Annotated in this window: 11 protein-coding genes and 1 pseudogene; 4 read left to right on the top strand and 8 right to left on the bottom strand. The window is 62.6% G+C overall.

Annotation, left to right across the window (positions count from 1 at the left end; genetic code table 11):
• Positions 1-12 precede the first annotated feature (12 nt).
• Positions 13-1392 (top strand): aspartate aminotransferase family protein, encoded by a 1380-nt coding sequence (locus NKH70_RS10070; protein ID WP_353025187.1) that lies wholly within the window; start codon positions 13-15, stop codon positions 1390-1392.
• 9 nt (positions 1393-1401) lie between these two features.
• A complete protein-coding gene (locus tag NKH70_RS10065; RefSeq protein WP_352913818.1) occupies positions 1402-2502 on the top strand; it encodes an alcohol dehydrogenase family protein in 1101 nt (366 codons plus the stop codon).
• A gap of 5 nt (positions 2503-2507) precedes the next feature.
• Here the strand turns inward: NKH70_RS10065 and NKH70_RS10060 are convergent, their stop codons facing one another.
• A complete protein-coding gene (locus NKH70_RS10060; protein WP_352913816.1) occupies positions 2508-3884 on the bottom strand; it encodes an aspartate aminotransferase family protein in 1377 nt (458 codons plus the stop codon).
• Positions 3885-4051: 167 nt separating this feature from the next.
• Here NKH70_RS10060 and NKH70_RS10055 point away from each other — a divergent pair, with 167 nt between their 5' ends.
• On the top strand, positions 4052-5170 hold the full coding sequence (locus NKH70_RS10055; RefSeq protein WP_352977309.1) for an NAD(P)/FAD-dependent oxidoreductase: 1119 nt from the start codon (positions 4052-4054) through the stop codon (positions 5168-5170).
• Positions 5171-5390: 220 nt separating this feature from the next.
• Entirely contained in the window at positions 5391-6398 is a 1008-nt protein-coding gene (gene ftsZ, locus NKH70_RS10050) for a cell division protein FtsZ (protein ID WP_352977308.1), read from the top strand.
• A 44-nt stretch (positions 6399-6442) separates the two neighbouring features.
• Here the strand turns inward: ftsZ and NKH70_RS10045 are convergent, their stop codons facing one another.
• The 7 genes and pseudogenes from NKH70_RS10045 to NKH70_RS10015 form a co-directional block, all read right to left on the bottom strand.
• A complete protein-coding gene (locus NKH70_RS10045; protein WP_352977307.1) occupies positions 6443-7459 on the bottom strand; it encodes a phosphotransferase family protein in 1017 nt (338 codons plus the stop codon).
• A gap of 7 nt (positions 7460-7466) precedes the next feature.
• Positions 7467-8708 (bottom strand): acyl-CoA dehydrogenase family protein, encoded by a 1242-nt coding sequence (locus NKH70_RS10040; RefSeq protein WP_352977360.1) that lies wholly within the window; start codon positions 8706-8708, stop codon positions 7467-7469.
• 223 nt (positions 8709-8931) lie between these two features.
• Positions 8932-11073, bottom strand: a complete 2142-nt coding sequence (locus NKH70_RS10035) for a beta-galactosidase (RefSeq protein WP_352977306.1) — start codon at positions 11071-11073, stop codon at positions 8932-8934.
• Positions 11074-11091: 18 nt separating this feature from the next.
• Positions 11092-12230 (bottom strand): annotated as a pseudogene (locus NKH70_RS10030) (ABC transporter ATP-binding protein).
• 61 nt (positions 12231-12291) lie between these two features.
• The gene (locus tag NKH70_RS10025; RefSeq protein ID WP_353025186.1) at positions 12292-13143 is read right to left on the bottom strand and encodes a carbohydrate ABC transporter permease; all 852 of its coding nucleotides are present in this window, start codon (positions 13141-13143) and stop codon (positions 12292-12294) included.
• Positions 13143-13958 carry a carbohydrate ABC transporter permease gene (locus NKH70_RS10020; protein ID WP_353025250.1) on the bottom strand — a complete coding sequence of 272 codons (816 nt, stop codon included), beginning with the start codon at positions 13956-13958 and terminating at the stop codon, positions 13143-13145. Before NKH70_RS10020 ends, NKH70_RS10025 begins: the two co-directional genes overlap by 1 nt.
• Positions 13959-14097: 139 nt before the next feature.
• Entirely contained in the window at positions 14098-15369 is a 1272-nt protein-coding gene (locus NKH70_RS10015; protein WP_353025185.1) for an ABC transporter substrate-binding protein, read from the bottom strand.
• Positions 15370-15450 lie beyond the last annotated feature (81 nt).

Genomic DNA, 15450 nt, shown 5'->3' with positions numbered 1-15450 from the left:
AGGAGTAGAAAAATGCTCGACCAGTCAAACGAACTCGCCGCCTGGGATCGCGATCACTTCTTCCATCCCTCGACCCATATGGGCACCCACGCGCGTGGCGAGAGCCCGACGCGTGTGATCGCCGGTGGCGAAGGCGTCACCATCTGGGACAACAACGGGCGCAAGAGCATCGATGCCTTCGCCGGGCTCTATTGCGTCAATGTCGGCTATGGACGCCAGAAGATCGCCGACGCGATCGCCGCACAGGCCAAGAACCTCGCCTATTATCATGCCTATGTCGGGCACGGCACCGAGGCGTCGATCACGCTTTCCAAGATGATCATCGACCGCGCGCCGCAAGGCATGTCGAGGGTCTATTTCGGCCTCTCCGGTTCCGACGCCAACGAAACCAACATCAAGCTGATCTGGTACTACAACAACGTGCTCGGCCGGCCGGAGAAGAAGAAGATCATCTCGCGCTGGCGCGGCTATCACGGCTCCGGCATCATGACCGGATCGCTGACCGGCCTCGACCTGTTCCACAACGCCTTCGACCTGCCGCGTGCGCCGGTCCTGCACACCGAGGCGCCCTACTATTTCCGCCGCGCCGACCGCTCGCTGAGCGAGGAGCAGTTTTCGCAATACTGCGCCGACAAGCTCGAGGAGATGATCCTCGCCGAAGGGCCGGAAACGGTCGCCGCTTTCATCGGCGAGCCGATCCTCGGCACCGGCGGCATCGTGCCGCCGCCGGCCGGCTACTGGGAGAAGATCCAGGCGGTGCTGAAGAAGTACGACGTGCTTTTGATCGCCGATGAAGTGGTCACCGGCTTCGGCCGATTGGGTACCATGTTCGGCTCCGACCACTACGGCATCAAGCCCGACCTGATCACCATCGCCAAGGGCTTGACCTCGGCCTATGCGCCGCTCTCCGGCGTCATCGTCTCAGACAAGGTCTGGCAGGTGCTGGTGCAGGGTTCCGACAAGCTCGGCTCGCTCGGCCATGGCTGGACCTATTCGGCGCATCCGATCTGCGTGGCCGCCGGCGTCGCCAACCTGGAACTGATCGACGAGATGGACCTGGTGCGGAACGCTGGCGAGACCGGCGCCTATTTCCGCGCCGAGCTGACGAAAGCCGTCGGTGGCCACAAAAACGTCGGCGAGGTACGCGGCGACGGCATGCTGGCGGCAATCGAGTTCGTCGCCGACCGGGACGACCGCGTCTTCTTCGACGCGTCGCAAAAGATCGGACCGCAGATCGCGACCGCGCTTGCGGCAAGCGGCGTCATCGGCCGCGCCATGCCGCAGGGCGACATTCTCGGTTTCGCGCCGCCGCTCTGCCTGACGCGGGAAGAGGCCGACATCGTCGTCTCCAAGACGGCCGATGCGGTGAAGAGCGTGTTTGCCAACATCTGAAGAACCGACATGAATGCCATGACCAAGACCATCCCCGCCACCATGGCCGCCGTGCAGTTGATCGGTCACGGCGGACCGGAAAAGCTCGTCTACCGCACCGACGTCAAAGTACCTTCGCCCGCTCTGGGCGAGGTGCTGGTCAAGGTCACCGCTTGCGGCATGAACAACACCGATGTCTGGGTGCGCCAGGGCGCCTATGGCACTGAGGAGGATGCCGCGGCCGTGTCGACCTGGCGCCGCCAAGGCAACACGCTGACCTTCCCGCGCATCCAGGGCACCGACACGGTCGGCAACATCGTTGCCGTCGGCGACGGCGTGTCGCCGGCCCGCATCGGCGAGCGGGTGATGGTCGATTTCTCCATCTATAATCGTGACGACGATTCATTGGCCGACATCGACTATATGGGCCATGGCCGCGACGGCGGCTATGCCGAATACCAGACAGTGCCTGCCGAGAACGCCCGTATCGTCGACACCGACCTGACCGACGTCGAACTTGCCACATTCTGCTGCGCCTATCTCACCGGCGAGCAGATGTTGGAACGCGCCGCATTGAAGGCCGGCGAGCGCGTGCTGGTCACCGGCGCGTCGGGCGGCGTCGGCTCCGGCATCGTGCAGTTGGCGCGGGCGCGCGGAGCCATCCCCTATGCCGTCGTCGGCAAGGGCAAGGAACAGGCGGTGCTCGACGTCGGCGCCGAAGCGGTTATCACCCGTGGCGTGGCTGACCTGCCGGCTGCGGTAAACGAGGCGACTGGCGGCCAGCCGATCGACGTGGTTGCCGACCTCGTCGGCGGCGCGATCTTCAATGACCTCTTGCGCATCCTCAGGCCCGAAGGCCGCTACACCACCGCCGGCGCGATTGCCGGGCCGGTCGTGCAGCTCGATCTGCGCACCATGTATCTGAAGCAGCTGCAATTGCATGGCTCCAGCCAGGGCACGCGACACGATTTCCGCCGCATCGTCCGCTACATCGAGGAGAAGAAGATCCGGCCGCTGGTCGGCGGCGTCTACAAGCTATCCGATTTCCACCGCGCCCAGGCGGATTTCATCGCCAAGGATTTCGTCGGCAAGCTGGTGGTCGTGCCGGATGCGGTCGGCGTCGCTAAATAGCGCGATCAGCTCTGCGATCGGACCTGCTTGGCGGCAGCCTCGAGCGACCGTTCAAACGCGTCGATCACCTGGTCGACCTGCGGCTCGGTGATGATCAGCGGCGGGCAGAAAGCCAGCGCATCGCCCATATTGCGCGAGATGACGCCGTTCTGTTGCATGAAGCCGTTGACGAGCCCGCCCAAGGCACCAACCGTGCCCCACGGCGCCCTGTTCGCCTTGTCGCCGACCAGCTCGACCGCTGCGATCAGGCCGATGCCGCGCACCTCGCCGACAAGCGGATGCGAAGCGAGCGTGCGCAGCCGCTTCTGCATATGCGCGCCGACCGCACGCGCATTGCCGACAAGGTCGCGCTCCTCGATCAGCTTCAGGTTCTCGATCGCGACCGCAGCTGCAACGGGATGGCCGCCGCCGGTGAAGCCGTGGCCGAACGTGCCGATACGATTGCTTTCGTCGGCGATCGGCGCGAATACCTTGTCGTTGATCAGCAAGGCCGAGATCGGCAAATAGGACGAAGAGATCTGTTTCGACAGCACCATGATGTCGGGCCTGATGCCGAAGATCTGCGAGCCGAACATCTCGCCTGTTCTGCCGAAGCCGCAGATCACCTCGTCGGCGACGAGCAGGATGTCGTATCTCGACAGCACCGCCTGTATCTTCTCCCAGTAGCCGGCCGGCGGAACGATGACGCCGCCGGCACCCATGATCGGTTCGCCGAAGAAGGCGGCGATCGTTTCCGGTCCTTCGGCGAGGATCAGCTTTTCCAGCTCGTCGGCGAGCCGTGTCGAAAACTGCTCTTCGTGTTCACCCGGCAGCGCCTCGCGCCAATGGTGTGGCGTCGAGGTGTGCAGTACATTGGCGATCGGCAGATCGAACGAAATGTGGTTGTTGGGCAGTCCGGTCAGGCTCGCCGAGGCGATGGTGACGCCGTGATAACCCTTCTTGCGGCTGATGATCTTCTTGCGTGCCGGCTGGCCGAGCGCATTCGATCGGTACCAGATCATCTTCATGGCCGTATCGTTGGCCTCGGAGCCGGAATTGGTGAAATACGCCTTGCTCATCGGCACCGGCGCCATCTGCACCAGTCTCTCGGCGAGATCGATCAGCGGCGAATGCGATTTGGAGCCGAAATCGTGATAGTAAGGCAGCTTCGACATTTGCCGTACCGCCGCATCGACCAGCCGCTTCTCCGAAAAACCGACCGCGACGCTCCAAAGCCCGGCCATCGCCTCGATATAGCGGTTGCCGGCAAGGTCCTCGACATAGATGCCGTCGCCCTTCTCGATGACGAGCGGCCCCGACTCCTGATGCTTGCGCGCATTCGTATAGCCATGCATGTGAAAGCTTATGTCGCGGGCTTCGGGAGAATTCGGTCGTGCGTCCATGATGGCTCCTGTGCTGCACGCGGAAACAGTCCTGCCGCCGGTCCGGCTCGGCAGGTCCCCGCGCATTATGCCGTTTGATGCATCTTTCTCGAACGGTATAGTGTCAAGCGCTTTCGACAGGGCCAGCGGATGGATGGACGCATGCAGAACTTCGGCTTGACCTGACCGTGGACCATGTCGACTGCATTGTCGCCGGCGCCGGCGTTGTTGGCCTGGCGATCGCGCGAGAGATGGCGCAGCGCGGCATCGATACGCTGGTCCTGGAAGCCGAGAGCGCTATCGGCACCGGGACAAGTTCGCGCAATTCCGAGGTCATCCATGCCGGCCTCCACTATCCGGTTGGATCGGTGAAGGCCCGGCTCTGCGTGGCGGGCCGGGAAAGACTCTATCGCTATTGCGAGGAGCGGGCGATCCCACACGCGCGCTGCGGCAAGCTCATCGTCGCCACGAATGCCGAACAGGAGCCGGTGCTCGCCTCAATCCGGGCCAATGCACGCGCTTGCGGCGCCGGCGACCTGGTGCCCTTGAGCGAAGCCGAGGCGCATGCGCTGGAGCCCGGCCTTAAGTGTACGGCGGCGTTGCTGTCGCCCGCCACCGGTATCATCGACAGCCATGCCCTGATGCTTGCCTTGCTGGCTGATGCCGAGGCGCACGGGGCGGCACTCAGCCTCAACACCCGCGTCGCTTCCGGCCGCATCGAAGCGGGCCGCGTCGTGCTCGAGACGGTGGACGCTACCGGCGGCGAGCGCTTCGAGATCGCCACTCCGCGCTTCGTCAATGCCGCCGGGCTTGGCGCCGCAGCGCTTGCCGGTTCGCTTGAAGGGCTCGATCAGCAATTCGTGCCAAAGCTCCATTATGCCAAGGGCAACTATTTTTCGGTGGCCGGCCGGGCGCCCTTCTCGCGATTGGTCTATCCAGTGCCCGAACCCGGCGGGCTCGGTGTTCATCTGACGCTCGATCTCGACGGCGTCACCCGCTTCGGGCCGGACGTCGAATGGACCGATCAACTCGACTATCGCGTCGACCCAGCTCGTGGCGAGCGCTTCTACAGCGAGATCCGCAAATACTGGCCGGACCTGGCCGATGGCAGCCTGCAACCCGCTTACAGCGGCATCCGGCCAAAACTGTCCGGTCCCGGTGAGGCCAATGCCGACTTCGTCATCCAGGACGTGGCGGTGCACTGCGTGGATAGCCTGGTCAACCTGTTCGGCATCGAAAGCCCCGGCCTGACCTCCTGCCTGGCGATTGCCGACCATGTCGCGCAGCGCCTCGCTCAGAAGTTGTAGTGTGCGGCGCCCCGCGCTCGATGTGCACTGTATCAGGGCGCATTGCGAGAACTTTCAGACGCAAGTCGCTCATGAGGCACATCGCGCACTTGCAGCCCGCTTCGCGCTCTGATTCCCTGCGTGGTGGGCTGTCCTGATTCGCACTGCCCGGTTCAAAGTTTTCGCAGTGCGCCCGGGACAAGCTTCCAGCGACCACTCGGCGTATCCAGGGAGAACGGCAATGAACACCGCGACGAGGCCGGTAATCTCGGAGATGAGGCCCAAGATCACCGTCGTCGGGGTCGGCGGCGGCGGCGGCAACGCCGTCAACAACATGATCGCCGAAGGCCTGCAGGGCGCGGAATTCATCGTCGCCAACACCGACGCCCAGGCCCTTGCCATGTCGAAGGCAACGAGGCTGATCCAGTTGGGCGCTCATATCACCGAAGGTCTCGGCGCCGGGTCCCTGCCCGAGGTCGGCCGTGCCGCGGCCGTGGAATCCATCGACGAGATCATGGATCACCTTGCCGGAACGCATATGTGCTTCGTGACCGCCGGTATGGGAGGCGGAACCGGCACCGGTGCCGCGCCTGTTATAGCGCAGGCAGCGCGGGCAGCCGGAATACTGACCGTCGCCGTCGTTACCAAGCCATTTGTCTTCGAAGGCAGGCGCCGCATGTACGCTGCCGATGAGGGCATCGAGCGCCTGCGCGAAAGCGCCGATACCGTCATCGTCATCCCCAACCAGAACCTGTTCAGGATCGCCGACGCCAGAACCACGTTCGCCGACGCGTTCGCCATGGCCGACCGGGTTCTCTATGCGGGCGTCGGCTGCATCACCGATCTGATCGTCAAGGAAGGCCTGATCAATCTCGACTTCGCCGATGTAAAGTCGGTGATGCGCGACATGGGCCGCGCCATGATGGGTACAGGCGAGGCTGCCGGAGAAGGCCGCGCCAAGAAGGCGGCGGAAGCGGCAATCGCCAACCCGCTGCTCGACGAAGCTTCGATGATGGGCGCCAAGGGCGTCCTTGTCTCGATATCGGGCGGCATGGACATGACGCTGTTCGAGGTCGATGAAGCGGCTACCCGCATCCGCGAGGAGGTCGACAACGATGCCGACATCATCGTCGGCGCCATCTTCGACAAGGCACTCGCCGGAAAATTCAGGGTATCGGTCGTGGCGACCGGCCTGCGGCGTGGCCTGGACATTCCACTGCTGGCCGAACCGGAAGTTCGCATGAACTGAACGCGTATCGCGTGCGGCTCGCTCAACTGATTGCCAGCCTCGCGTCACCAGGGCCGCGCGCCGTCGATGACTTCCATGGCGCGTGCAGCAAAACGGCCGGCCAGCGGTGCCACATCCGCCGCATCGGCCGCAACCGCGCTGCCGGCCAGCACGCGGTCGGCGATGCCGACGAAGATCACTGCAAAGCGGAACATGGCAAACACCAGATGGAACCGCCGCAGCGGCGCCGTCGGCATGGCGTGGGCGAAGTAATGGTCGAGGAATTCGCGTTGTGTCGGAATCCCGAGGGCTGCCTGATCGAAGCCGAGGATGCCGCCATATTCGTCTGATGAGGAATGCCAGGGCATCGAGCAAAAGCCGAGATCGGCAAGCGGATGGCCGAGCGTCGATAACTCCCAGTCGAGTATGCCGATCACCTCGGGCCGCTCAGGATGGAAGATGAGATTGCCGAGACGGAAGTCGCCATGCGCGATCGAGACGCGGCCGTCGTCTGGCGGAAGATGTCGCGGCAGCCATTCGGCTACGGCTTCGAGCGCGGCGATGCGGTCGCTCGGCGATTCCCGCAACTGTCTGGTCCAGCGCGCAATCTGTCGTTCGAAGTAATTTCCTGGCCGGCCGTAGTCGCCGAGCCCGATCTCTTCCGGCCGGACGGCGTGCAGCTTCGCCAGCGCCTCGGCCATGCCGAAATAGACGCCGCGCCGCTCGTCCCGCGCCAGTCCCGGCAACGCGCCATCGTGGAACACCCGGCCGTCGAGCCGCTGCATCAGATAGAACGGCGTGCCGAGCGGCTCGTCGCCGTCGTGAAAGAGCAGCGGCCGCGGCACCGGCACGTTTGTCGACGCTAGCGCCGCGATCACCCGGTACTCGCGATCGACGGCATGAGCGCCGCGCAGGATCGGTCCCGGGGGTTTCTTGCGCAGCACCATGCGGCGGCCGCCATAGTCGACGAAATAGGTCGGATTGGATTGGCCGCCGACGATCCGCTCAAGCGACATTTGGCCATCGCCAAAACGCGCTCTCAGAAAATCCTCCAGGCGTGCTGGATCGAAATCCATCCTCATTGCCGGCTCAGCGGTTCCCGCCGCGACGTGTTTCGTCTTGCATGCCGGTTTCGACATGCCAGTGCCAGAAGCCTGTACCTTCCTCGTTGAGGAAGCGATTGAGCACCATCTTGTGGACCTCGTCGGCGCCGTCGACCAGGCGAGCCTGGCGGGCATAGCGGTAGATCCATTCGAGCACAGTGTCTTTCGAATAGCCGCGGGCGCCGTTGATCTGGATCGCCACGTCGGCGGCGTCATGCAGCACATTGGCGACCTGGATCTTGGCCATGGAAACCTCCTTGCGGGCAAAGCCACCGCGATCGAGCTCCCAGGCCGCCTTCATCACCAGCAGCCGCCCGATCTCGATGCGCATGGCAAGGTCGCCGAGCATCAGCTGGATACTCTCGCGGTCGGCCAAAAGCTGCCCGAAACCGCTACGCTCGGCGGCATAGGCGCGTGCGATTTCAATGCAGCGCTTGGCAAGGCCAAGCCAGCGCATGCAATGGGTGAGCCGCGCCGGACCGAGCCGGACCTGGGTAACCATGAGGCCGCGGCCTTCGCCGGCAAGCACATCCTCGACCGGGACTTCAAGTCCGTCGAATTCCAGCTCGCAATGGCCCCCATGCTCTTCCGGTCCCATGATCTCGATGCGCCGCAGGATCCGCCAGCCCGGCTGGTCCTTGTGGAACAGCAAGGCCGAAAGGCCGTGACGCGGATCGTTCGACGTGCGCGCTATGAGAATGAAGTGGCTCGCCTCTTGCGCCCCGGTGATGAACCATTTGCGGCCTTTGACGACATATCTGTCGCCACGCCGTTCGGCTCTGGTCATGATCATCGACGGGTCGGAGCCGCCGCCCGGATGCGGTTCCGTCATTGCGAAAGCCGAACGCACCTTGCCCTCGACGATCGGTTTCAGCCATCTTTGCTTCTGCTCCGGCGTCCCCAGCCGTTCCAGCACCATCATGTTGCCGTCGTCGGGGGCCGCGGAATTGAACACGACTGGACCGAAGATCGAGCGGTTCATCTCTTCATAGCAGACGGCCATATCCACCTTCGAGAGGCCGGCCCCGCCGGTCTCGGGTTTCAGCTGCAGGCACCACAGGCCGGCTGCTTTCGCCTTGCCCCGCAGCGTTTCGAGCAGCGGCAGTGCGATATTGCCATGGCCGTCATAGGAAGCCTTGTCTGCCTCGAGCGACAGGATTTCGCGCTCGACGAAGTCGGCGATCCGGCTGCGGAAGGCCTCGGTGTGGACGGAAATGTCGAAATTCATGGCGCTCACAAGGATGAAACGAGATGCCGCCATCGGCTCCGATGGTCGCGCCGGTAGTGTAACTGCCGTCGTTGACTGGGAGCAACAGCAGTGCGCCGGCCGTTCCTTGCGCACGTCAAAGCGCCGGTTCGATATGGATCGATGCCGGCGTGCTGCCGATGCCGGTCGAATTCCAGGATCAAAGAGTACTCAGGTTTCGTATGGCTAACGTCCGCGACAATGCTCAGATCAATTCGATGACAGCGCAGCCATAGCCGTCCAGCGTCAATACTCCGGAGACAGGCACTTCGCTATCGAGCAGGTTGCTGCCGGAGGGAATGCCGGTTACCGCAACGGGCGTGTCTTTGATGTTTTGCACGAACAACAGCCGGCGTTCGTCATTCTCGCGCATCGTGACCTCGACGCCGTCCGGCAGATCCGGAACCAGAGGCTCCACATTCGCATCCACGAAAGTGCGCGTAGCGAGTTGAGCTGTCAGCTCCGGGGTTAGATAAGTGCCGACATAGAGCACACGGCCCTTGCCGACGGCGCGGGAGGTAATTGCAGGCGTTCCTGCCGCGTAGCGGTTCGACCAAACCCCTACAATTTCGACTTCCGGTTCGACTGCGAGGCTCTCATAGAAATAACCGGCATCGAACTCGTGGTTTCCGACGGTGAAACGACGGATACGGCGGCTGGATTCGGCCGGTCTGTCGGGAGGAATGACGAGCCCGCCGGAGCGCGACATGGTATTGAACAGGCCATTGGCCCCAGGTGCCGCCAGCCGCCCGAAATCCTCGACGCGAACGCCGGTCAACTTCGACAGCGACCGGCCCGGCGCTGTCTCGCGGATGACGTGGTTGTTTTCGTCGCGGGTTCCCGTGCGCGCGCCGATGATGACGGTACCGCCATTTTCGGCAAAGACTTGCAGCCGCTCGGTCCAGCTGTCCTTCCAGATCACCCAATGCGGCACGTAGAACACCTTGAGCTTCGACAGATCGTCTTCCGGATGGATGAAGCCGCAGGCGATGCCGCGGTCATAGCAATACTGATGCAGCAAGGTTGCGTCGTCCTGCGGACTTGGCAGGCCGATGGGGAAGGTCTTGTGGGCTTCCTGATTGTCGAAGTCCGAGCCGGCGATGCCGACATCCATCCGCACATAGGTGCCGAGGATCTTGTCTTTCAGTGCCGTCATCTCGGTGGCGAACTGCCTGGCTTCGTCATAGCGGCGGCGAGCGACATCATCGTGGTCGATGATGCCCATCCAGTATATCTCCGCACCGAAATGCGCGGGGCGCCAGCGGAAGAACATGATACCATCGGCGCCACGTGCAACCGACGACATCGCCATGCGTCGCATTTCGCCCGGCTCCGGCGTCAGCGTGCAGAAGCCCGGCTGGGCGCCAAAGCCCGACTGTTGTTCCGGCACTATGTAGTTGCCGGAAAATCCCCTGCAGATGTCGAGATGCAGCGCCTGGATCTTGGCGTGGTTGCCTAGGCGAAAGAACTCGTCATAGAGGAACGGATAGATGTCGTAGCCGACGAAGTCGAGATCGGTGGAGAATTGGCCGCGAAAGTCGATGTCACGCAATCCGCCGAGATTGTGGAAGATGAACCAACTGGCGTTCGCTTCTCTCAGGATCTCGACCTGGTCGTGCTGGAACCGTGCTGTCGAAAAGGCGAGAAAGCGGTGGTAGTCCTGGAGGTGACCGGGACCGGGAAAGGACGGGGAAAAATCCAGCGGGAAGACAATTTCGCTGAAATCGCTGTAAGCCGTCGCCCAGAAGTCGCCACCCCAGGCGAAATTCAGCCTATCTATCGTCTGGTAGGTTTCCTGGAGATAAGCCTGGAATTCCTTCAATGCCGACGGCGAATAGGATTCCGGCATGCTGGTGTTGAGCTCGTTGTCGGTCTGCCAGCCAATGACATTTGCGTTGTCGCGGTAGTGGTCCGCCATCGCCTTGGTGATCTTGCGGCTATAGTCGCGAAACACCGGGCTGCTTGTGTCGGCATACTGGCGTGAGCCGTGGCTCATCGACCGGCCATTTCCATCACGCCGCAGGATTTCCGGATGTTTTGCCGTCAGCCAGCGCGGCGGGGTGGCGGTCGGCGTGCACAAGATCGTGTTGACGCCGTGACGCGCGAGGCCCTCGATTGCCCGGTCGAACAGATCGAAATCGAAGGTGCCTTCACGCGGTTCGAAAATGTGCCAGGCGAATTCGCCGAGGCGGGCGACGTTGAAGCCGGCCTCAGCCATGCGCCGGGCGTCGTTGTCCCAGTAACTCTCGTCCACATGTTCGGGGTAGTGCGGCGCGCCGACCAGAAAGCGGTCGGTCTGGATCGTGCGCCAGACCGACAGGGCGCGGCCTTTTGAAGTCTTGTTCACGAAGGATACTCCTGCAGATCAGTCGGTGATGGTGGATTTGCGGGCACTGATCGTCCGCTCATCGACAGAGGAAAAGAGATAGACGTCACGCGGCTCGACCTTGAAGCCGACGGTCGCATCCGCAGCGACGGCACTTGCATGGCCGATCTGGACGGTGACGTTGCCGCTGCCGCTTTCGGAACTGACGCATTGCAGCGGGCCGGCGTCGGCATAGAGGATGGTCTCGCGGCCGAGATGCTCGACCAGCCGTGCCCGTCCGGCAAAACTCGCCGTCTCTTCCGCGGCCAAGCTGATGCTCTCCGGCCGGATCCCCATCGTCACCCTATCCCCGACCTGCACGGATGCAGCTTCCGTCAATTCGACAGTCAAGGGAGAAAGACCGGCGGTCGACAGCGTGGCGGCGCCGCCGGAGACAGCGGCGACCGTCACTTCTAAAAATTTCATCCGGGGTGCGCCGAGGAAGCCGGCGACGAAGAGATTGGCCGGATTACGATAGAGTTCGAGCGGAGCGCCCACCTGCTCGACCGAGCCGCGATTGAGCACGACGATACGGCTTGCCATTGTCATCGCCTCGGTCTGGTCGTGCGTGACATAGACCATGGTGGCGCCGAGCCTGGCATGCAGATCGGAAAGCTCGACGCGCATCTGCGTGCGCAAAGCTGCGTCGAGGTTGGACAATGGTTCGTCGAACAGGAACACGTCGGGCGAGCGGGTTATCGCACGGCCGATGGCCACACGCTGACGCTGGCCGCCGGAAAGCTGTTTCGGCCGCTTGTCGAGCTGGTCGGCAATGCGAAGGATCTTGGCGGCTCGCAGCACGGCGGCGTCGATCTCGGCCTTGGGGCGATGCGCCATGCGCAGGCCGAAACCCATGTTCTCGGCGACCGTCATATGCGGGTAAAGCGCATAGGACTGGAAGACCATGGCAATGCCGCGCTCACCCGGCTCGTGGTGGTGACATCACGGCCGTTGATGAGAATCTTACCGGTCGAGACGGTTTCAAGCCCGGCGATGATCTTCAACAGCGTTGACTTGCCACAGCCGGACGGCCCGACGGTGACAATGAACTCGCCCTGTTCGACGCTGAGATCGATGCCGCGCAGCGCATGGTAGCTGCCATAATTCTTTTGTATCTGCCGGAGTTCAAGACTGGTCATGGAGCCCTGCTTGCGAAATCAGTTTCGGATCGGGTGGGCGACGCCTTGAAGCCATGGTCGCTCATCCCTTGACCGCTCCCATGGTGAGGCCGGTGATGAAGTGCTTCTGCATTAGGAAGAACATGGCAACCGGCGGCAAAGCCACGACGATGGTGCCAGCCGAGATCAGGTTCCAGGCCGAGACCCATTCGCCGCGCAGATTGGCGAGGCCGGCGGTGACCGGTTTGACAGTATCGCTGATGGTGAGCACGACCGCCCAGAAATAATCGTTCCAGATAAAGGTGAAGAGCAGGATGGCCAGCGCCGCGAGAGCCGGCCGCCCCAATGGGACCACGACATGTACCAATGTCTGAAACGGCGTCGCGCCCTCGGCCCTGGCGGCCTGAAACAGTTCTCCCGGCAAGGCGGCGATGAAGTTGCGCATGAACAGTGTCGCAAACCCGGTCTGGAAGGCGACGTGGAAGATGATCAGGGCCGCCATCGTGTCGTAGAGGTTGAGCCGCACCATGAGATCGCGCACCGGGATCATCATGATCTGGTGCGGCAGGAAGTTTCCGCCGACGAACAGGGCGAAGACGAGCATGTTGCCGCGAAACCGATAACGGGCGAGCACGAACCCGGCGAGCGTGCTCAAGATGAGAACGCCCATCACCGAGGGGATGGTGATGGTCAGGCTGTTGAGGAAGTAGCGGGCCATTGGCGTCTGGGTGAAGACCGCCGTGTAGTTGTCGACCAGGCCGAATTGCGTCGGCCAGCCCCACAGATTGCCGCCCATGACATCCTGCGTAGAGCGGAACGAGGTGAGAATGATGGCAAAGAGCGGTGCCAGCCAGACAATCAGGATGCCGGTCACCAGCACGACATAGAGGCGACGCCGCCAAATAGCCGTTTCGGGAAACGGGCGAGGAAACATCAGCCGCCCCTTTCATCGGCGCGGATCATCCGCGTCAGGTACCAGGCGATGAAGACCGCCATGATCACGAACAGCACCGAAGCAATGGCCGCGCCATAGCCGAAGCGGTAGGAAAAGATGGACTGCTCGAACATCTGATAGGCAAGCACCTCGGACGAACCGAAGGGGCCGCCGCTGGTCATCACCGAGACCATGTCGAAGGAACGCAGTGCGCCGACGACGGTGACGGCGATGGCGATAAAGGTGACCTGTGTCAGCTGCGGCAATACGATGTGGCGCAGCATGTTCCAGCCGCTGGCGCCGTCGACCCGCCCGGCGCCGATCAGGTCCTCGCTGAGATTGTTGAGGCCGGCGAGATAGAGCACCATGCAGAAGGCGATCTGCGGCCACAAAGCTGCGATCACGACGGCGAAAGTGACGAAGTTTTCATCCGACAGCACTGCCGGGGCGGTCGCGCCGAAGGTGCGGAAGACCAGGGCGAGAAGCCCGAATTCCGGCGTATAGACCCAGGTGAAGACAACGCCGACGGCAACCGAAGCCAGCACCAGCGGAATGAAGAACAGCGATTTGAGCAGGCGCATGCCGCGGATTTTCTGGTTGACGAGCAGCGCGATGACGAGGCCGAGCGGCGGCGCCAGCATGAACATCACCAGCCAGATCAGATTGTTCTTCAGCGAAACATAGAACTGCGGATCGGCAAACAATTCGCGGTAGTTGCCAAGGCCGATCCAGACCATCGGGCTGAAGCCGTCCCATTCGTGCAGGCTGATCCATAGGCTCTCGACCGCAGAGGCCAGAATGACGTCGGAAAACAGCTAAGCGGCGGGCAGGATCAGAAGTGTCGGTGTCAGCCACCAGCGATGGCGGCGCCAAAGCTTCGTCATTTTGGGAGACCTCATTCACCGGAACGCATCGGGGAGCGGGCAAGACCCCGCTCCCCTCCGCTGGGAGGCGCTAGACCTTGAAGATCCGGCGACGGGTTCCCTCGAGACGCTGAAGAATGGCATCCCGGCGCTCCGGCTTGGCCATGAATTCCTGGAAGCCGACCAGACCCGCCTGGGCCATGTCGGGATCGGTGTCACGGTCGTAATATTGCGACGTGCCGGCCACCGTCTTGAGGCTTTCCACAGCTGCGTTGACCAGCGGGTCCTTGCTGGCCGGAAGGTCGTTGCGCGGCGGAACGTTGCCGCCAGGTTCCAGATAAGGGCCGAAATTTTCCGGCTGATAGAAGAAGGCGAGGAACTCGCGGGCACCCGCCTTGTTCTTGGCGTTGGCCGGGATGTGGACCGAATTGACCGAGAATTCTTCGTAGCGGTCGAGGGCGCCGTCAATCTTCGGGAAAGGCGCGAATGTCAGCTGCTCGAGATCCTGCTCAGGGAAAGTAGCCTTCACGAAGGCGCCGAGGTTCATCATGCCGGCCTTCTTCTGGGCGAGGAAGGCGCCGGCCTCCTGCCAGCCGAACGACGTCTGATCCGGCGTGAAGAAACCCTGCTTGATCAGGTCTTCCCAGTGGTCGAAAACAGCCTTCAGCGCCGGGTCGGTATAAGCCATCTTGCCGTTCATCAAGGCAAAGTGCTTGTCGAGACCGTTGATCCGCAGGTTCATCTGGTCGAACCATCCGGCCGCCGGCCAGAGTTCCTTGGTGCCGATGCTGACCGGAATAACGCCGGCAGCCTTGGATTTCTGGCCGTAAGCCAGGAATTCGTCCCAGGTCGCCGGTACCGTCAGTCCGTGCTCGGCAAAGAGGTCCTTGCGATAGAACATGCCCCACATCGTGCCGCCGGTCGGCAGGCCATACTGCTTGCCGTCGACCGTGACCGCACCGGTCGTGGCACCCAGCACGTCCTTATATTTCTGCTTCTCGAACAGATCCGAAATGTCGTCGAACAGGCCGCGGGTGACGAAAGCGCGCATGCGGTTTCCGGAGAACCAGAAGCAGATATCCGGCGCGCCGGCCACAAGGTAGTTGCGGATCGCGGTCTTGTGGGCCTCGTGATCCATGTTGTTGATTACAACTTTGGTGCCTGACTGCTTCTCGAAATCGGCCGCGATGCGCCGCAAAATCTGCAGGGCATCTGCATTGTTTTCGTCTGAAATGATGGTGACTTCGCTCGACTGGCTGAGTGCCGGCATCGGGAAGCCCGCGAGCGCTGCGGCGGAAATGCCGCCCGCTCCCTTCAGGAAATTGCGCCGCGTAGACGGCTTTCCAATCCACTTGAACGTCATTGTTACTCCTCCCGTGTTGTCAATTCTCTACTGGCACTCCGGCCGGCGCGGTTGTTCTTCTTCAACGGCGCGGATCGGCAG

It is taken from the genome of Mesorhizobium sp. M0991 (assembly GCF_040318915.1).
Lineage (GTDB): Bacteria > Pseudomonadota > Alphaproteobacteria > Rhizobiales > Rhizobiaceae > Mesorhizobium.
The sequence above is the reverse complement of the archived record's forward strand: the minus strand, read 5'-3'. Positions and strand labels throughout refer to the sequence as shown.